The sequence below is a fragment of the Tessaracoccus palaemonis genome (genome assembly GCF_019316905.1).
Taxonomy (GTDB): domain Bacteria; phylum Actinomycetota; class Actinomycetes; order Propionibacteriales; family Propionibacteriaceae; genus Arachnia; species Arachnia palaemonis.
The window spans coordinates 996,794-1,014,490 of the sequence record NZ_CP079216.1; the positions used below are offsets into that span (position 1 = coordinate 996,794).

At 71.2% G+C, this 17,697-nt stretch carries 16 protein-coding genes; 10 read left to right on the forward strand and 6 right to left on the reverse strand.

What is annotated here, in order from left to right; all coding sequences use genetic code 11:
* The first annotated feature begins 176 nt into the window (after window positions 1-176).
* The 5 genes from rph to KDB89_RS04430 are packed head-to-tail and all read left to right on the forward strand — an operon-like array spanning window position 177 to window position 3,891.
* Window positions 177-902, forward strand: coding sequence for a ribonuclease PH (gene rph, locus KDB89_RS04410; RefSeq protein WP_219083653.1), 726 nt, complete (start codon window positions 177-179; stop codon window positions 900-902).
* Window positions 899-1,510 carry an RdgB/HAM1 family non-canonical purine NTP pyrophosphatase gene (gene rdgB / locus KDB89_RS04415; protein WP_255556203.1) on the forward strand — a complete coding sequence of 204 codons (612 nt, stop codon included), beginning with the start codon at window positions 899-901 and terminating at the stop codon, window positions 1,508-1,510. Before rph ends, rdgB begins: the two co-directional genes overlap by 4 nt.
* Entirely contained in the window at window positions 1,507-2,316 is an 810-nt protein-coding gene (locus KDB89_RS04420; RefSeq protein ID WP_219083654.1) for a thymidylate synthase, read from the forward strand. Before rdgB ends, KDB89_RS04420 begins: the two co-directional genes overlap by 4 nt.
* A gap of 14 nt (window positions 2,317-2,330) precedes the next feature.
* Window positions 2,331-2,807: a dihydrofolate reductase gene (locus KDB89_RS04425; protein WP_219083655.1), complete on the forward strand. Its 477-nt coding sequence runs from the start codon at window positions 2,331-2,333 to the stop codon at window positions 2,805-2,807.
* Window position 2,808: 1 nt separating this feature from the next.
* Entirely contained in the window at window positions 2,809-3,891 is a 1,083-nt protein-coding gene (locus tag KDB89_RS04430; RefSeq protein WP_219083656.1) for a glycerate kinase, read from the forward strand.
* On the opposite strand, the gene KDB89_RS04435 is transcribed toward KDB89_RS04430, so the two are convergent.
* Window positions 3,888-4,481 (reverse strand): TetR/AcrR family transcriptional regulator, encoded by a 594-nt coding sequence (locus KDB89_RS04435; protein WP_219083657.1) that lies wholly within the window; start codon window positions 4,479-4,481, stop codon window positions 3,888-3,890. The two genes, KDB89_RS04430 and KDB89_RS04435, sit on opposite strands and share 4 nt — an antisense overlap.
* A gap of 184 nt (window positions 4,482-4,665) precedes the next feature.
* Here KDB89_RS04435 and KDB89_RS04440 point away from each other — a divergent pair, with 184 nt between their 5' ends.
* From KDB89_RS04440 to KDB89_RS04460, 5 genes are read left to right on the forward strand one after another with little or no spacing between them, the layout of a single operon-like run.
* Window positions 4,666-6,000: an MFS transporter gene (locus tag KDB89_RS04440; RefSeq protein ID WP_219083658.1), complete on the forward strand. Its 1,335-nt coding sequence runs from the start codon at window positions 4,666-4,668 to the stop codon at window positions 5,998-6,000.
* Window positions 6,001-6,032: 32 nt separating this feature from the next.
* A complete protein-coding gene (locus KDB89_RS04445; protein ID WP_219083659.1) occupies window positions 6,033-7,301 on the forward strand; it encodes a glycoside hydrolase family 1 protein in 1,269 nt (422 codons plus the stop codon).
* Window positions 7,298-9,616: an alpha-L-rhamnosidase gene (locus tag KDB89_RS04450; RefSeq protein ID WP_219083660.1), complete on the forward strand. Its 2,319-nt coding sequence runs from the start codon at window positions 7,298-7,300 to the stop codon at window positions 9,614-9,616. The genes KDB89_RS04445 and KDB89_RS04450 overlap by 4 nt, the downstream gene beginning before the upstream one ends.
* Window positions 9,586-11,241, forward strand: a complete 1,656-nt coding sequence (locus KDB89_RS04455; RefSeq protein WP_219083661.1) for an FAD-binding dehydrogenase — start codon at window positions 9,586-9,588, stop codon at window positions 11,239-11,241. Before KDB89_RS04450 ends, KDB89_RS04455 begins: the two co-directional genes overlap by 31 nt.
* 12 nt (window positions 11,242-11,253) lie before the next feature.
* A complete protein-coding gene (locus KDB89_RS04460; RefSeq protein ID WP_219083662.1) occupies window positions 11,254-12,585 on the forward strand; it encodes a DNA polymerase IV in 1,332 nt (443 codons plus the stop codon).
* Between the two features lie 4 nt (window positions 12,586-12,589).
* On the opposite strand, the gene KDB89_RS04465 is transcribed toward KDB89_RS04460, so the two are convergent.
* The 5 genes from KDB89_RS04465 to KDB89_RS04485 form a co-directional block, all read right to left on the reverse strand.
* Window positions 12,590-13,612: a LacI family DNA-binding transcriptional regulator gene (locus KDB89_RS04465; protein WP_219083663.1), complete on the reverse strand. Its 1,023-nt coding sequence runs from the start codon at window positions 13,610-13,612 to the stop codon at window positions 12,590-12,592.
* An 18-nt stretch (window positions 13,613-13,630) separates the two neighbouring features.
* Window positions 13,631-14,482 (reverse strand): carbohydrate ABC transporter permease, encoded by an 852-nt coding sequence (locus KDB89_RS04470; protein WP_219083664.1) that lies wholly within the window; start codon window positions 14,480-14,482, stop codon window positions 13,631-13,633.
* Window positions 14,479-15,465: a carbohydrate ABC transporter permease gene (locus KDB89_RS04475; RefSeq protein WP_219083665.1), complete on the reverse strand. Its 987-nt coding sequence runs from the start codon at window positions 15,463-15,465 to the stop codon at window positions 14,479-14,481. The genes KDB89_RS04470 and KDB89_RS04475 overlap by 4 nt, the downstream gene beginning before the upstream one ends.
* Before the next feature lie 38 nt (window positions 15,466-15,503).
* Window positions 15,504-16,853, reverse strand: a complete 1,350-nt coding sequence (locus KDB89_RS04480; RefSeq protein WP_219083666.1) for an ABC transporter substrate-binding protein — start codon at window positions 16,851-16,853, stop codon at window positions 15,504-15,506.
* 217 nt (window positions 16,854-17,070) lie between these two features.
* Window positions 17,071-17,652, reverse strand: a complete 582-nt coding sequence (locus tag KDB89_RS04485) for a nitroreductase family protein (protein WP_219083667.1) — start codon at window positions 17,650-17,652, stop codon at window positions 17,071-17,073.
* Window positions 17,653-17,697: the final 45 nt, after the last annotated feature.

Below are 17,697 nucleotides of genomic sequence, written 5' to 3' on the forward strand. Positions count from 1 at the left end.
GGCCCCGGAACCAACCTCAAGACACGCTCACGAAGCCCCAGGCGGGTACCTCCTCGGAGCTGGCATGTTCCCCTCAGCTCTGGGAGTCACACCCTCCACGAGACCTGCAGCGGACAGGTCTGGTCAGCGACATGGCACGCGCCGTCGACGCGCGCCGTTGGGGTACGTTTGACCCCATGACCGCGACTCGCATCGATGGACGACGCCCCGACGAGCTACGCGAGGTGCGCATCACGCGCAACTGGCTCGACCACGCCGAGGGATCCGTCCTCGTGGAGTTCGGCCGCACCCGCGTGCTCGTCGCCGCCTCCGTCACCACCGGCGTGCCGCGCTGGCGCACCGGATCCGGCCTCGGCTGGGTGACCGCCGAGTACGCCATGCTCCCGCGGGCCACGCACACCCGCTCCGACCGCGAGTCCGTCAAGGGCCGCATCGGAGGCCGCACGCACGAGATCTCCCGGCTGGTCGGCCGCGCGCTGCGCGCCGTCGTCGACCTCCAGGCCCTCGGCGAGAACACCATCGTGCTCGACTGCGACGTGCTGCAGGCCGACGGCGGCACCCGCACCGCCGCCATCACGGGCGCCTATGTCGCGCTGGCCGACGCCGTCGAACACCTCCGAGGCCTCGGGGCGTTGGCGGGGGAGCCGCTCAAGGACTCGGTCGCCGCGATCTCGGTCGGCTTCGACGCCGAGGGGACCGCGCTGCTGGACCTGCGCTACGAGGAGGACTCGGCCGCCGAGACCGACATGAACATCGTCATGACCGGCTCGGGTGACTTCGTCGAGGTGCAGGGCACCGCAGAGGGCACGCCCTTCAGCCGGGAGGAGCTCGGCCGCCTGCTCGACCTCGGCACGCTCGGCTGCGCCGAGCTGTCCCGCCTCCAGCGCGAGGCACTCGCGTGAGGCGCCCCGACCGGATCGTGCTCGCCACGAACAACCCCAAGAAGCTCGGCGAGCTGCGCCGCATCATCGAGGCCGAGGATCTCGGCGTCGAGGTGCTGGGCCTCGGCGACCTGCCGTCGTACCCGGAGCCGGAGGAGACCGAGCGCACCTTCGAGGGCAACGCGTTCCTCAAGGCCGGCGCCGCCGCGCGCGAGACCGGCCTGGTCGCCGTCGCCGACGACTCCGGCCTCGAGGTCGACGAGCTCAACTCCATGCCCGGCGTCCGCTCCGCCCGCTGGGCCGGGCCGGCCTGCGACGACGAGGACAACAACGCGCTCCTGCTCGCCCAGCTCGACGGTGTCCCCGCCGAGCGCCGCACCGGCCGCTTCGTGTGCGCGCTGGCGCTCGTCACCCCCGACGGGGAGCGGCGCGTCTGGCATGGGCTGATGCCCGGTCGCGTCGCCGAGGCGCCCGCCGGCGAGAACGGCTTCGGGTACGACCCGCTGTTCATCCCCGCGGGCATGGAGGTCTCCTCCGCCGAGCTCACCCCGGCGGAGAAGGACTCCATCTCGCACCGCGGCATCGCCGTGCGCGCCTTCGTCGACTGGCTCGGGGAGCTCGACGCATGAAGCAGTACCTCGACCTCCTGACCCACATCATGGCGACGGGCGTCGACCGCGGCGACCGCACGGGTACCGGCACGCGCTCGGTGTTCGGCTACCAGATGCGCTTCGACCTGCGCGAGGGCTTCCCGCTGCTCACCACCAAGAAGGTGCACACCCGGTCTGTGTTCGGCGAGCTGCTCTGGTTCCTGCGCGGCGACACCAACATCGCCTGGCTGCACGAGAACCGCATCTCGATCTGGGACGAGTGGGCCGACGCCAACGGAGACCTCGGGCCCGTCTACGGCTACCAGTGGCGGAGCTGGCCGACCCCGGACGGACGGCACGTGGACCAGATCGCGCGCGTCATCGAGTCGCTGCGCAGCAACCCCGAGTCCAGGCGGCACATCGTGAGCGCCTGGAACGTGGCCGACGTCGACGACATGGCCCTTCCCCCGTGTCACACCATGTTCCAGTTCTACGTGACGCCGGAGGCCGACGGCCCGGGCACGCTCAGCTGCCAGCTCTACCAGCGCTCGGCGGACGTGTTCCTCGGCGTGCCGTTCAACATCGCCTCCTACGCGCTGCTGACGCACCTGGTCGCTCAGGTGGTCGGGCTGAAGGCCGGCGACTTCGTGCACACGCTGGGCGACGCGCACATCTACTCGAACCACTTCGACCAGGTCGCCGAGCAGCTGACCCGCACCCCGCGCCCGCTGCCGACGCTGCACCTGAACCCCGAGGTGACGGCGATCGACGAGTTCCAGTTGGCCGACATCGAGGTCCGTGGCTACGACCCGTACCCCGTCATCAAGGCCCCCATCGCCGTCTGACAAGGAGAACCGCAATGCGCATCGTCGCCATTGCCGCCGTCGCCGACAACGGAGTCATCGGCTCGGGGGAGGACATGCTCTGGCACATCCCCGAGGACTTCCGCCGGTTCAAGGCCGTCACCACCGGCAACACGCTGGTCTTCGGTCGCCGCACGCACGAGCAGATCGGCCACACCCTGCCGGGGCGCCGGATCATCGTCGTCACGCGCGACACCGAATGGACCGACGATGGGGTCGAGGTCGCCCACTCCATCACCGAGGCCCTCGACCTGGCCGCGCAGACGCCGGAGAAGGTCTGCTACATCGGCGGCGGCTCCCAGATCTACGAGGCCGCCTGGCCCTACCTGACCGAGCTCGACATCACGGTCGTGCACCAGAGCCCCGAGGGCGCGGCGCTGTTCCCGAAGGTCACCGCGAAAGAGTGGACCGAGGTCAGCAGGGAGCCGAGGAGCGGCTTCGATTTCGTCTCGTACCTGCCGACCCCGGCCTGACATGCGCGTCGTCTTCGCGCCGGACAGCTTCAAGGGCAGCATCCCCGCACAGGAGGCGGCCGAGGCCCTGGCTGAGGGGTGGGCGGCGGTCCGCCCCGGCGACGACCTGGTGCTGCGGCCCATGGCCGACGGTGGCGAGGGTACCCGGGCCGCCTTCCTGGCCGCGATCGAGGGCACGCAGCAGCGCACGACCGAGGTCGTCGGACCTGACGGGGCGCGCCACCTCGCGCCGTGGCTGATGCTGCCGGACGACACGGCCTTCATCGAGCTGGCCGCGGCGTCGGGCATCGAGTTGCTGGGGGAGCGCCGGCTCCCGTTCGACGCGCACACGCTCGGCTTCGGGCAGCTGATTGCCGAGGCGCTCTCCCGGGGAGCCACCCGCGTCCTGCTCGGCATCGGGTCCAGTGCGTCCACCGATGCGGGCACCGGCATGCTGCGCGCGCTGGGCGCCCGCTTCCTGGACTCCGACGGGCGCGACGTCGCCCTCGGGCTGCGTGGGCTGCAGGACCTAGCCTCCGTCGACCTGGCCGGGCTGACCCCGCTGCCGCAGCGCGGCGTCCTCGTGCTGAGCGATGTCGACAACCCGCTGCTCGGCCGGCGTGGCGCCGCCCACGTCTTCGGGCCGCAGAAGGGCCTCGACCCCGACGGGGTGCAGATCGCCGACCTGCTGCTGGCCCGCGTCGCCGCCCTGCTCGGGGTCGACCCCGACCGGCCGGGAGCAGGGGCCGCGGGGGGCACGGGCTACGCGCTGCAGTTCTGGGGCGCCGACGTGGGCGCCGGCGCGACGGAGGTCGCCCGGATGGTCGGCCTGCCGGACGCCCTCGACGGTGCGGACCTGGTCGTCACGGGCGAGGGGAAGTTCGACGCCTCCAGCGCGCACGGCAAGGTGCCCGCCAACGTCGCGGACCTCGCCGCCCGGGCCGGCGTCCCGGTCGCGCTGGTCGCAGGGGTCGTCGCCGAGGAGGCCGACACCGCGTCCTTCGCGACGGTGCTGTCCCTGACCACGCTCGCCGGGTCTCCCGCCGCGGCCATGGCGGACGCCGCCCGCTGGCTGCGCGAGTCGGGGGAGCAGCTCGCCCGCTAGCGGCGGATCAGGTCCATCAGGGCCGCCAGGTGCGCGGCCATGTCGACGGTCGGGTCCGCGAGCCACGCGAGCTGGATGCCCTCCACCTGCGACGTGATCAGCCTGGCCACGACGTCGAGGTCCAGCCCGTCGCGCAGCCTCCCCGCCTCGAGCTCCGCCTCGAGGGCGGCCCGCACGGAGGCGAAGAACCTCTCCTCGCGGTCGGTGACGAAGGCGTGCGCGGCGTGGTCGGGGTCGAGGGCCTCGGCCTGCAGTGTCGCATCGAGCAGGATGACGCCGCGCTCGGCGGCGTTGCTCCGCATGATCTCCGGGACCGAAGCGAGCAGGCCCCTCTCCCGGATGAGCTCCTCGCGCCCCGGTCCCTCGCGCTCCTCGCGGCGGGCCAGCACGGCCTCGAGCAGCGCCTCCCGCGAGCCGAAGTGGTGCAGCAGAGCGGTGTGGCTCGTGCCGATCTCCTCGGCGATCTGCCGGATGGACAGCCGCTGGTAGCCCTTCTGAGCGAAGACGTCGAAGGCGGCATCGACGAGGGCCGCCCTGGTCTTCTCGCCGTTGGCGTAGGGGGCGCGGCGTCGGGTCGTGGCAGCTGGCATCGATTCCTCCTGCTTCGACCCTAGCGCACCGCCAGACAGAAACTTTCCAGGTTGGTAAAACTTTCTCGCTAAACCTATTCCAATCTGGTCAAAGTTTGTCTAGAGTCCTGTTCACCGGAGGCGATGAAGCGTCGGGACCACCACCTCGGAGCATCAGCTCCCCTCAACGCAGAGGAACGACACCATGAGTGAAGCCGCAGGAGCCGTGCAGGCGAACGAGGCCCTGTTCGTCGAGGCCGTGCCCACGCACGACCAGGCGCCCACCACACCGGAGCCGGCCGCGGGATATCTGCCGCCGGAGTACCCGCAGAACTACCGCCGGACCATCGCGCTCGTGCTCATCGCGGCCGCGGGCATGTACATCATGATGCTGACGCTCAGCACGGCCCTGTCGCTGCGCATCGCGTCCGTGGCGCCGGAGGGGAAGGAGGCGGCGCTCAGCCTCGCCGTCTCGTTCGGCGCGCTGCTCCAGCTCGTCGGCGTCCCGCTGGGCGGCGCCCTGTCCGACCGCACCGTCGGACGCTTCGGGCGACGGCGGCCCTGGATCGTCGGCATGCTCGCCATCGCGCTGGTGGCCATGGCCGTCATCGGCACCACCACGGTCGTCCCGCTCATCGTCGGCGCCTATGTGATCGGCATCACCTGCGCCCAGGTCGGCTTCAGCTCCTACTCCGTCATCACGGTGGAGGGCGTGCCGGACAACATGCGCGGCAAGGTCATGGGCATGATGGGCATGTTCGGCGCGCTCGCCATGTCGGCCGGCTCCTACCTCGCAGCGGCCCTCGTCGGGATGCCGTTCTTCCTCATGACGGCCCCGGTTCTGCTCGCCATCGTCTGCAGCCTCCCGCTGCTGATCGGCTACCGCGACCCCGCAAAGAGCCGTGAGGACGTGCCCCCGCTGAAGCTCGCGTCGCTGTTCTCCGGGCTGATCGTCAACCCCCGCAAGCACCCCGACTTCGGCTGGGTCTGGCTGTCGCGCTTCCTCGCCGGCGTCGCGATGACGGGCCTGTTCACGTACTTCATCTACTTCATGATGGACGGGCTCGGCCTCGAGATCGCCCAGGCCGGCGCCAACGCCGGGCTGCTGAGCCTGCTGTCGGCTCCCGTCAGCGTCGTCTTCTTCACCGCCTCCGGCTGGCTTTCCGACAAGCTCGGCCGGCGCAAGCCGTTCGTCGTCGCAGCGGCGCTCTTCATGGCCGCCGCACTGGTCATCGCCGGCACCGCCACCACGTTCGCGCAGTTCATCGTCGCGTGGCTGCTGTTCGCCGTCGGCCAGGCCATGTACCTGACCGTCGACCTCGTGCTGTGCGCCGCCGTGCTGCCCGACGCCAGGGACGCCGGCAAGGACATGGGCGTCTTCCAGCTCGCCCTGTCGATCCCGGCCATCATCGTCCCGCTCGTCGCCCCCGCGGTGCTGGCGATCGGCGGCGGCCACAACTACCTCCTGCTGTGGGGGCTCTGCGCGGCGCTGTGCGCGCTGGGCGCCCTCGCGGTGCTGAAGGTCAAGGGAGTGCGCTGATGCTCCTGAATCACACGGACAAGGACCAGAACATGACGACATCGTTTCCCGAGGGCTTCTTCTGGGGCGTCGCGAGCGCGGCGCACCAGGTGGAGGGCAACAACACCAACTCCGACCTGTGGCTGCTCGAGCACGTGCCCGGCACGATCTTCGCCGAACCCTCCGGCGACGCGCTCGACCACTACCACCGCTACGCCGAGGACATCGCGCTGATCGCCTCGCTCGGCTTCGACACCTACCGCTTCTCGCTCGAGTGGGCCCGCATCGAGCCCGCCCCCGGCGAGTACTCCGTGGCGGAGCTCGACCACTACCGGAGGATGCTCGAGCAGTGTCACGCGCACGGGCTGAGGCCCGTCGTGACCTTCCACCACTTCTCCAGCCCCCGCTGGCTGCTGGCCGCCGGTGGCTGGGAGGACCCGGAGACCCCGGCCCGGTTCGCCCGCTACTGCGCCGTCGCGATGGAGCACCTGGGGGATCTCATCGACATGGCCTGCACCCTCAACGAGCCGAACCTGCCCTATCTGCTGGCCGAGCTCGGCATCACCGGCGAGCCGCCCGAGGCGAGGGCGGAAATCCCGGTGTGGGCCAACGCGGCGGCGGAGCTCGGGATCGATCCCGCGCGGATCGCGCCGTTCCAGTTCAACGCCACCCCGACGGGATTCGCCATCAAGGTCGCCGCGCACCGGGCAGCCACCGAGGCCATCAAGTCCGTCCGGCCCGACCTGCCTGTCGGCTGGACGCTCGCCAACACCGACGTGCAGGCCGCGCCGGGCGGGGAGGCATACGCCGAGCGGGTGCGCGCGGCGGTCAACGTCCGCTTCCTGGAGATCTCCCGGGACGACGACTTCGTCGGCATCCAGAACTATGGCCGGCACGTCTTCGGCGCCGACGGTCTCCTGGGCGCCGAGCCCGGCATGCCGGTGAACTCGCAGGGCGAGGAGATCTACCCGGCGGGCCTGGCCGCGGCCGTCCGCGAGGCATGGGACGTGGCGGCGGTCCCTGTCGTCGTCACCGAGAACGGGCTGGCCACCGACGACGATGCGCAGCGGGTCGGATTTCTCGAGGGGGCACTCGAGGGGCTCGCCGAGGCCATCCGCGACGGCGTCGACGTCCGCGGCTACATCGCCTGGACCGCGTTCGACAACTACGAATGGATCTTCGGCTACGCGCCGAAGTTCGGGCTCATCGCCGTCGACCGCACGACGCAGCGACGCACCCCCAAGCCGTCGGCCCACTGGCTGGGCGAGGTGGCCCGGAGCAACGGGGCCGGGATCGGCGCGCTGATCGGCGCGACGAGATGACTCCGGACGAGGGGGCGCGGTCGGCGCTGGCCGACGCGGCCTTCATCACCGCAGACGCCCAGCGGGGCGAGGTGCTCCGGTTCGCCACCGTCGTGACCCTCGACCGGCCGGCCGCCGAGGTCGTCTCCGCCGTGATCCACGCCACCGCGCACGGCGTCTACGAGCTGACGGTCGACGGGCGGCCCGTCACGCGGGACGTCCTGAACCCGGGCTGGACGGCCTACGAGTGGCGGCTCCAGGTGCAGCGGTTCGACGTGACGGCGCTGCTCGCCGACGGCGACGCGCACGTCCTGGAGGCGAGGGTGGGCAACGGCTGGTATCGCGGCGACTACGGCTTCGAGGGGCTCTCCGCGAACTACGGCGAGGAGATCGGCCTGCTCGCGGCCCTCGAGATCACGTATGCCAACGGGACGCGGCAGCGCCTGACCACTGGACCCGGCTGGGCGGCCGACACCTGTGAGATCACCGCGAACTCGTTCTACAACGGGCAGAGCGTCGACGCGCGCATCGGCGGCGGCCGGGCGCTCCCAGTCCGCATCTCGGACCTGGACCGCTGCACGCTGGTTGCGCAGGCTGCCCCGGCCATCCGCCGGCACGAGGTGCTGTCCCCGAGGCGCATCTGGACGTCACCGTCGGGTCGGACGCTCGTCGACTTCGGCCAGAACCTGGTGGGCTGGATCCGGCTGCGGGTACGCGGCGAGGAGGGGGCCGTCGTCACGGTCTCGCACGCCGAGGTGCTCGAACGTGGCGAGCTCGGCACGCGGCCACTGCGCGGGGCCGCGGCCACCGACCGCTACACCCTGTCGGGCGGTGACGACGTCTTCGAGCCGACCTTCACCTTCCACGGCTTCCGCTACGCGCAGGTCGACGGCCTGCCCGTCGGGTTCGACCCGGGCGACCTCGAGGCCGTCGTGATCCACTCGGGCATGACGCCGACGATGTCCTTCGAGTGCTCCGATCCGCTGGTCAACCGGCTCGTCAGCAACGTCGTCTGGGGGCAGAAGGGCAACTTCCTCTCGGTGCCGACCGACTGCCCGCAGCGCGACGAGAGGCTGGGTTGGACCGGCGACATCGCGGTGTTCGCCGAGACGGCGGCCGCACAGTTCGACGTCGCGGACTTCCTGCATTCCTGGCTGCTCGACCTGGCAGCGGAGACGGTCCACCACGACCCGCCCGCCGTGCCCGTCGTCGTGCCGGACGTGCTGAAGTACGGCCACTACGCCGCCGACGCCATGTTCCGCGACGTCCACTCCCAGGCGGTCTGGGGGGACGCCGCGGTGTGGGTGCCGAAGGCGCTGTGGGAGGCCTACGGGGACTGGGGCAGGCTCGGCGACCACTATCCCGGCATGGTCGCCTACCTCGAGTCGATCGAGCCGCTGCTGTCGCCGTCGGGCCTGTGGGACACGGGCATGCAGCTCGCGGACTGGCTCGACCCGGACGCGCCGCCGGACCAGCCGTGGGCCGCCAAGGCGGACCCCGGCGTGGTCGCCACGGCGGCCTTCCACCGCTCGGCGGCGTTCGTCGCCGAGGCCGCGGACATCCTGGGCCGCGAGGCCGACGCGGCGCGGTGGACGGCGCTGGCCGGCCGGCTCCGCCGCGCCTTCAACGATGCCTACGTCGGCGGCGGCCGCATCGCCTCCGACTGCGCCACCGTCTACGCCATCGCCATCTGCTTCGGCCTGCTGGACGACGCGGACTGCGTCTGGGCAGCCGACCGCCTCGCCGAGCTGGTGAGGGAGCGCGGGCACGTCGTCACCACGGGGTTCGCGGGGACGCCCTACGTGACGTGGGCGCTGTCCGAGCACGGCCACGTCGACGACGCCTACCGGCTGCTGCTGCAGACGGGCTGCCCCTCCTGGCTGTATCCGGTCAAGATGGGCGCGACCACGATCTGGGAGCGCTGGGACTCGATGCTGCCCGACGGCTCCATCAACCCCGGCGACATGACGAGCTTCAACCACTACGCGCTGGGCGCCGTCGCCGGCTGGCTGTACGGCGCCGTCGCAGGGATCAGGCCCGCGCGGCCGGGCTTCGCCGAGGTCCTGATCCAGCCGCGCCCCGGCCCGGGCCTCGACCGGGTGCGGGCCACCCGCCGCACGCCCGCCGGCCCCGTCACCGTCGCGTGGTCGACGGCGGGGGAGACGTTCGACCTCGACGTCGCCCTGCCCGACGGGGTGCCCGCCACCCTGGCGCTGCCCGACGGGAGCCGCCGCCGGGTCATCGGGGGAAGCCACCGGCTGAGCTGCGCCCTCGAGGGGCCGTCGGGCCCCTACGATGCGGCGTCATGGACTTCCATGCAGACGCTGTCGTCGTAGGGGCCGGGCTCGCCGGCCTGGTCGCCACCTATGAGCTGACCAGGGCCGGCCGCCGGGTCCTGGTGATCGAGCAGGAGTCGCGCGCCAACCTCGGTGGCCAGGCCTTCTGGTCGCTGGGTGGGCTGTTCCTCGTCGACAGCCCCGAGCAGCGCAGGATGGGGATCCGGGACTCGCCCGAGCTGGCCTGGCAGGACTGGCAGGGCACCGCCCGCTTCGGCGACGGCGACGGGTGGGGCCGACGGTGGGCCGAGGCCTACGTCGACTGGGCCGCGGGCGGCAAGCGGGACTACCTCCACGGGCTCGGCTGGCGCGCGCTGCCCTTCGTCGGCTGGGCCGAGCGCGGCGACGGCTCCGCGACGGGCCACGGCAACTCGGTGCCCCGCTTCCACCTGACCTGGGGTACCGGGCCGCGCGTCGTCGAGATCTTCGCCGCCCCTGTGCTGGAGGCCGAGCGTGGGGGGCTCGTGAAGTTCGCCTTCCGGCACCGGGTCGACGCGCTGCTGACCGAGGGGACCGACGTCGTCGGGGTGCGGGGCTCGGTGCTGGCCGACGACCCGGCGCCCAGGGCCGTCGCCTCGTCGCGCGAGGTGGTCGGCGAGTTCGAGGCCAGGGGAGCCGCGGTGGTCGTCACCTCCGGCGGCATCGGCGGAGACCTCGACGCGATGCGCGAGGCCTGGCCCGTGGACCGGCTCGGCCCCGCGCCGCGTCACCTCATCTCCGGCGTACCCGCGCACGTCGACGGCCGCTTGATCGGCGTCGCGGAGCGGGCGGGCGCGAGCGTCGTCAACCGCGACCGGCTCTGGGCCTACACCGAGGGGATCCACGACTGGAACCCCGTCTGGCCGCACCACGGGATCCGGATCCTGCCCGGACCGTCGTCGATGTGGTTCGACGCGACCGGCCGGCGGCTGGCGGGGCAGTCCGGGGTGCCCGGGGCCGACACGCTCGGCGCGATGCGGCAGATCCTGGCCACCGGATTCGACCACTCCTGGTTCGTCCTGACCCAGACGATCATCGAGAAGGAGTTCGCGCTGTCCGGCTCGGAGCAGAACCCCGACATCACCGGCCGGGACCTCGGCCTGCTGGTCCGCTCCCGGCTCGCCAAGGGCGCGCCCGGGCCCGTCGAGCGGTTCAAGGAGCGCGGCGAGGACTTCGTCGTGGCCGACACGCTGCCGCAACTGGTGGCCGGCATGAACGCGATCTCGCGCGCGACGCCGCTCGACCCGGCGGCGCTCGAGGCGCAGATCGTCGCCCGCGACCGCGAGGTGGCTAACCCGTTCAGCAAGGACATCGGCGTCATGATGATCCACAACGCGCGTCGCTCCCGCACGGACCGGCTCATCCGCGTGGCGCCGCCGCACCGGATCCTCGACCCGGCGCATGGCCCGCTCATCGCGGTGCGGCTCAACATCCTGTCGCGCAAGGCCCTCGGCGGCATCCTCACCGACCTCGACTCGCGCGTCCTGCGCGCCGACGGTGCCGCCGTCGGCGGGCTGTTCGCGGCGGGGGAGGCGGCCGGCTTCGGCGGCGGCGGTGTGCACGGGCAGGGCGCGCTGGAGGGGACCTTCCTCGGCGGCTGCATCTTCTCGGGGCGCGCGGCGGGCTGGGCGGCCGCGGCTGGGTAGTGTGGCCGTGCCATGCCCCGCCGGATCCTGCACCTCGACCTCGACGCGTTCTTCGCCGCCGTCGAGCAGCGCGACAAGCCCTCGCTGCGCGGGAAGGCCGTCGTCGTCGGCGGAGCCGGACCCCGCGGCGTCGTCGCGACCGCTTCCTACGAGGCCCGGGCGTTCGGCGTGCGATCGGCGATGTCGGGCTCCGAAGCCAGGCGCCGCGCCCCGCGCGCGGCCTTCCTCGGCGGCCGGTTCGACGCCTACCGCGAGTCGTCGCGCATCGTGATGGGACTCCTGCGCGAGGTCTCGCCGCTGGTCGAGCCGCTGAGCCTTGACGAGGCCTTCGTGGACCTCGAGCCGTCCGGGTGGCCGGACGACGAGCTGGTCGAGCGGGTCGAGTGGCTGCGGGCCGAGCTGACGGAGCGGACGGAGGGGCTGACCGCGTCCGTGGGGGTCGGCAGTGCCAAGTTCCTCGCCAAGCTGGCCAGCGAGGCCGGCAAGCCCGACGGGATCCGCATCCTCGACCCGGCCGAGGAACTCGACTTCCTGGCCCCGCTGCCGGTGCGCGCCATCCCCGGCGTCGGGCCCGCCACCGAGCAGCGCTTGATCGCGATCGGCTGCTACACCGTCGCGGACCTGCGGGAGGCGGACCCGGCGGAGCTCATCCGCGAGCTGGGCGCCTCCGCGGGGGCCGGGCTCTCGGAGCTGGCCTGGGGGCGCGACGCGCGGCGCGTCGAGCCCGTCCGCGACCCGAAGTCCATCTCGACGGAGGACACGTTCGCCGTCGACCTGACCGACCGGGCCCAGCTGGAGGCGATCCTCGTGCGCGACGCGGCCTCGGTCGTCGCCCGGCTCAACAAGGCCGGCTTCTTCGCCCGGACCGTGACCCTGAAGGTCCGCTTCGCCGACTTCAGCACCCGCACGATCGCCCGGAGCCTCGGCGGGGCGACGGACCAGGTCGACGAGATCACGGCCGCGGGGCTGGCGTCCCTGGGGGAGGTCGACGTCCGGGCCGGGGTGCGTCTGCTGGGGCTGGGCGTCAGCGGCTTCGCGCTCGCGGCCCAGGAGCGGCTGTTCGGCGACGAGGAGCCGCCCCCGAGCGCAGTGTCGGAGGCATCCGAGGTCGGCCTGAGCGGGGTGCGCGGCAGCGTGCGCTACTACCCGGGGGCCGACGTGGTGCACGACGACATGGGCCGGGGCTGGGTGTGGGGCTCCGGGCTGGGCCGGGTCACGGTCCGCTTCGAGACGAGGCGCACCGGGCCGGGCCCTGTGCGGACCTTCCCGGAGTCAGATCCGGCGCTGCACCCCGCGGGGATCGACCCGCTTGCCCGAGCCGTCGCCGAGGACGAGGACGAGTAGCCGTTCAGGCGGAGGCGCGCACCACGAGCTTGGCGCGCAGCAGCGTCACCGGGTCGACGGGGCGGCCCTCGATCAGCGCGACCAGGGTGGTCGCCAGCTCCGAGCCCATCGCGATCATCGGCTGCCGCATGGTGGTCAGCGGTGGCTCGATGGTGCTGCTGAAGAACGAGTCGTCGTACCCGACCACCGCGACGTCGTCGGGCACGTGCAGCCCCGCCTCGCGCAGCGCCTGCAGCGCGCCCATGGCCATCTGGTCGTTGGCCGCGAACAGCCCGTCAACCGTCGGGTCGAGCTCGAGCAGCCGTCGGGCAGCGGCCAGGCCGGACTCCGTGGAGAAGTCGCCGACGACCTCGGGTCCGGGCGTCAGGCCCGCCATCAGGAGCGCCTCCTGCCAGCCGAGCCGGCGGTCGACGCCGGGCCGCATGTCCTGCGGGCCCGAGATGGCGGCGATGTGGCGGCAGCCGCGCCCGATCAGGTGCGTCACGGCCCTGGACGCCCCGTCGACGTTGTCGACGTCGACCACCACCGCGCCGGGGGAGTCGCCCAGTGGGCGGCCGCCGAACACGACGGGCAGCACCTGGCCGAGGTCCTTGTAGGAGTGGTCACCCGTGTGGTGAGAGATGACGATGGCCCCGTCGACGTTGCCGCCGAGCAGGTAGCGCCGGGTCTTCGCGGCGTTGTTCTCGGAGCCGATCAGCATCGTCAGCGTGTAGTCCGTGTCGTTGAGCGTGGTTGCGACGCCCTGGACCACCGACGCGAAGAACGGGTCGGCGAAGATGCGTGCCGCGGTCTCGGGGACGACAAGCGCGATGGCCTGCGTCCGGTTGCTCGCCAGGGAGCGCGCGGCGCGGTTCGGGACGTAGCCCAACTCGTCGATGGCCCGGTTGACGCTCTCGACTGCTTCGGGCCGCACGGTGGGGTGGCCGTTGACCACGCGCGACACCGTCGCGCGTGATACCCCGGCGCGTGTCGCCACCTCCTCGAGAGTCGGGATGCCGCGCCTCACCGCCTCTGCCTTGTCAGCCATGCGAGGAGCATAGTCATCTCACCCCTTGACGGCACCCGCCATGATGCCGGACACGAGATGCTTGCCCGCCACGACGAACAGGAGGAGGAGGGGGAGCGTGGCCAGCACCGCGCCGTTGAGGACGACGGAGTAGTCCACGTAGCGCGCGGACTGCAGCTGGCTGAGCGCGACCTGGAGCGTCGGGTTCTGCGGCACGACCAGCAGCGGCCACAGGTAGTCGGTCCAGGCGGTCATGAATGTGAACAGGGCGAGGATCGCCATCGCGGGCCGGGCCGCGGGGAGCCCGACGTTGACGAACGTGCGGAGCATGGAGGCGCCGTCGACGCGGGCGGCCTCGATCAGCTCGTCGGGGATGACGTCGACCAGGTACTGCCGCATGAAGAAGACGCCGAACGCCGTCACGAGCGTCGGGACGATCACAGCTCCCAGCGTGCCCGTCCAGCCGAACTGCTTCATGAGCATGAACAGTGGGATGATGCCGAGCTGCGTCGGCACCGCCATCGTCGCGATCACGGCGATCATGAGCCCGTCGCGGCCGCGGAACCGCAGCTTGGCGAACGCGTAGCCGGCGAGCGTCGAGAAGATGACGACCGAGCATGTGATGACCGACGACACGATGATCGAGTTCGTCAGCGCCTTCCAGAAGTCGACGGTGGCGAAGACCTCCTGCGCGTTGGCCCAGAACTGGCCCCCCGGCAGCAGCGGCGGCCAGGTGCTGGTGAGCGCCGACTTGTCGCTGGAGCCGATCACGAAGGACCAGTACAACGGGTACGTGCCGCCGATGAAGAAGGCGGAGATCAGGGCGTAGACGAACCAGCGGGGGCGGGACAGGTCACCGACGCCCCGGTTCGGCTTGCGGGTCGCGCTCATGACAGTGCCTTTCTGGACCGGCGGGTGCGGCCGGCCCGTGACTCCGCGCTCGCGATGGTGCGCGACAGCATGAAGTTGAGGATGCCGATGGCCACGATGAGGAGGAACAACAGCCAGGCGACGGCGGCCGCCCGGCCGAACTGCTGTCGGTTGAAGGCGAGGTCCCACAGGTAGAGCACCGTCGTCTGGTACTGCCGCTGCGGGCCGCCCGGCACCGAGCTTGTCGCGTTGAAGAGCTTCGGCTCGGTGAAGATCTGCAGGCCGCCGATGGTGGCGGTGATGATGACGAAGATGATCGTCGGGCGGATGCTGGGAACCGTGATGGAGAAGAACCTGCGCACGGCGCCGGCCCCGTCGATCGCCGCGGACTCGTAGATGTCGCGCGGCACGGCCTGCATCGCGGCGAGCAGGATCAGCGCGTTGTAGCCGGTCCAGCGCCAGTTGACCATGGTGGCGATGGCCAGGTGGCTGGGCAGCGTCTCCGTCTTCCACATCACCGGATCGAGGCCGAAGGACTGCAGGATGTTGTTCACCAGGCCGTACTTCTCGCCGAAGATGTTGGAGAAGATCAGCGTCACCGCCACGGGGGTGACGACGTAGGGGATCAGGATCGACAGCCGCCAGAACGTCTTTGCACGGAGGTTCTGGTCGAGGATCGCCGCGAGCGCCAGGGCCGTGATGATCTGGGGCACCGAGCTCAGCAGGAAGATGCTGAAGGTGTTGAAGATGGAGTTCCAGAACAGCGGGTCGGAGAGTTCGCGCGTGAAGTTCGCGAGCCCGACCCAGTCGCCGGGACCGGTCAGCAGGTTCCAGTTGTTGAGCGACACCACGAAGGTGTAGACCAACGGGAACAGGCCGATCAGCCCGAACAGGATGAAGAAGGGCGCGACGTACGCGTAGGGGGAGTACTTCACGTCCCAGCGGCTGAGCCGCTGGCGGAAGGTCAGCCCCGGACGGGTCTGTCTGGCCGTGGTCGAGTGCATGCGTCGCGCCCTTCTATGGTGTGGTGTGCGTCAGTGCGTCAGCTGGCGACGACAGTGTCGAGCAGCTTCAGGGCGTTGTCCCACGAGGTGGGGCCGTCAGCCTTGCCCGAGTCGATCTCCTGGACGCTGGGGCCGAAGACCTGCTCCTGGATGACCGAGTCATCGGGGCCCTTGTACTGGGCCTTGACGCCCTCGGCGCGCTTGGCGAGGATCTCGCCGATCGGCGCGTCGTTGAAGAACTCCGTCAGTTCGGAGGGGCCCGTCACGCCGGGGTCCTTCTGCGCCTCGAGGTTGCTGGGGAACGCACCGGCCGCCTGGAAGGCCGAGACCTGCTGCTGCGCGTCGGTCAGCCAGGCCGCCAGCTCGGCGGCCTCCTTCGGGTGCTCAGAGGTCGTGGGGACCGTCAGGAACGAGCCGCCCCAGTTGGACGCGCCGCCCGGGAAGACATCGGCGAAGTCCCAGCCGGAGTCGGCGTCGCCGCCGCCCGCCTCGACCTGGCCCTTGACGACGCCCAGCATCCAGCCGGGGCACACGAACGTCGCGAACGAGCCGTCGACGAAGGCCTTGCCGCCGCCCCAGTCCCACTGGGTCTGGGCGCTGGACAGGCCGTCGGCCGCAGCGTCGGCCAGCATCAGCCAGCGGGACTTGAGCTCTTCATTGTCCTTGACGTTGAGCGTCCCGTCAGCCTTGTAGTAGCCCTCGTCGAGCTGGTTGACCATGGAGTTCCACACGAAGCCGGACTGGTCGTACCACGCCTTGCCGGTCTTCTCGTGGTACTGGCGACCGACCTCGAAGAACGTCTCCCAGGATGCGCTGTCGCCGCCGAGCAGCTCGGCGAAGCCGTCGCGGTCGGAGGCCATGCCGGCCTCCTCGAGCAGCTTCGAGTTGTAGCAGACGCCCTGGGGGCCGATGTCGGTGCCGTAGCCGATGATGCGGCCGTTGCTGTCGGTGGCCTGGGCGATCTTCCAGTCGACCCAGTTGCCCTTGATGTCGTCGGCGCCGTAGTCGCGCAGGTCGGTGAACGAGTCGGAGACCTGCATGACCTTGCTCAGCCAGCCCTCCTCGACCGCCTGCACATCGGGGAGCCCGGAACCGGCGGCCTGCTTGGTCTGCCAGTCGGTCAGCGCGTTGCCGCCGGTGTCGATGTTGTTGGCCTTGATGGTGATGTTCGGGTGGTCGGCCTCGTACTTCGCGTAGAGGTCGTCGAGCCCCATGGTGCCGAACGTCGTGACGGTCAGCTCGATGGGCTCGGTGGACTCGGCGGATGCCGACCCGGTGGCGGCACTCGTGCTGCCGTCGGTGGTCGTGCCGGAGCACGCCGTCGCCAGCAGTGTGATTGAGACGGCGCTGGCGAGACCTGCCAGGAGCCGTGAGCGGTGGTTGGACACGTTCACTCCCTTGTGTTGGCCGACTTTGAGAGCGCTCTCTCTGTCGGCGGTTCCGGAGGCTTCGTTGCGATTCCCCGGGTTGTGATGAACGTAGAGTCGATCGGCGACCCATGTCAAGAGAGCGCTCTCACGCGTTATGAAATCGAGACAATCAGGGTTGTGTGGGCACGGCGAAGGCCCGGGGCGTGAAGCTCCGGGCCCTCGGGGTCGTGGGGTATCAGATGTCGAGGATGAGCGTGAGGTCGTCCAGGTCGCGACGCGTGCGGGGCTCGAGGTCGCGCTCGCGGACGGCCTCGTCGATGTCGGCGGCCGGGTCGTAGCGCCCGACGGCGATGACGGTGACGGGGGTCAACGCGGCGTCGATGCGGAAGACGGAGCGCAGCTGGTCGACGTCGAACCCGCCCATCTGGTGGGTGACGAGCCCGCGGTCGGCGGCCTCGATGGTCAGGTGTGCGACCGCCTGGCCAAGGTCGTACTCGGCCCAGCGGACCGGGCGGCCGTCGCGCTCGGTCTCCGCCAGCGCCACGACGAGGGCCGAGGCGCGCGGCGCCCACACCTGGTTGAACCCGGCGAGGCTCTCGGCGATCTTGGCGAACGTGTCGGTGCCGCGGCGGGCGACGATGAAGCGCGTCGGCTGCAGGTTCATGGCGGACGGCGCCCAGCGGGCCGCCTCGCCCAGCGCGGTGAGGTCCTCGGCGCTCAGGACGTGGGCGCCGTCGAGCGAGCGAGGGCTCCACCGGTGGGCGAGGGGGCTGCTGACGGGAACGCTGGTCTCGTTGCGGATGTCCGTGGCGGTCATGGTGCTCCTTCGGAAGGTCTCGCCTCCACGGTACTCCGTCGTCAG

Bases quoted from the DNA above. Each gene is read 5' to 3' on its own strand.
- KDB89_RS04470 (WP_219083664.1), bottom strand. From the start codon at position 14,482: ATGAGCGCGACCCGCAAGCCGAACCGGGGCGTCGGTGACCTGTCCCGC.
- KDB89_RS04475 (WP_219083665.1), bottom strand. From the start codon at position 15,465: ATGCACTCGACCACGGCCAGACAGACCCGTCCGGGGCTGACCTTCCGC.
- KDB89_RS04465 (WP_219083663.1), bottom strand. From the start codon at position 13,612: ATGGCTGACAAGGCAGAGGCGGTGAGGCGCGGCATCCCGACTCTCGAG.
- KDB89_RS04460 (WP_219083662.1), top strand. From the start codon at position 11,254: ATGCCCCGCCGGATCCTGCACCTCGACCTCGACGCGTTCTTCGCCGCC.
- KDB89_RS04425 (WP_219083655.1), top strand. From the start codon at position 2,331: ATGCGCATCGTCGCCATTGCCGCCGTCGCCGACAACGGAGTCATCGGC.
- KDB89_RS04445 (WP_219083659.1), top strand. From the start codon at position 6,033: ATGACGACATCGTTTCCCGAGGGCTTCTTCTGGGGCGTCGCGAGCGCG.
- KDB89_RS04450 (WP_219083660.1), top strand. From the start codon at position 7,298: ATGACTCCGGACGAGGGGGCGCGGTCGGCGCTGGCCGACGCGGCCTTC.
- KDB89_RS04420 (WP_219083654.1), top strand. From the start codon at position 1,507: ATGAAGCAGTACCTCGACCTCCTGACCCACATCATGGCGACGGGCGTC.
- rph (WP_219083653.1), top strand. From the start codon at position 177: ATGACCGCGACTCGCATCGATGGACGACGCCCCGACGAGCTACGCGAG.
- KDB89_RS04430 (WP_219083656.1), top strand. From the start codon at position 2,809: ATGCGCGTCGTCTTCGCGCCGGACAGCTTCAAGGGCAGCATCCCCGCA.
- KDB89_RS04485 (WP_219083667.1), bottom strand. From the start codon at position 17,652: ATGACCGCCACGGACATCCGCAACGAGACCAGCGTTCCCGTCAGCAGC.
- KDB89_RS04435 (WP_219083657.1), bottom strand. From the start codon at position 4,481: ATGCCAGCTGCCACGACCCGACGCCGCGCCCCCTACGCCAACGGCGAG.
- KDB89_RS04455 (WP_219083661.1), top strand. From the start codon at position 9,586: ATGGACTTCCATGCAGACGCTGTCGTCGTAGGGGCCGGGCTCGCCGGC.
- KDB89_RS04440 (WP_219083658.1), top strand. From the start codon at position 4,666: ATGAGTGAAGCCGCAGGAGCCGTGCAGGCGAACGAGGCCCTGTTCGTC.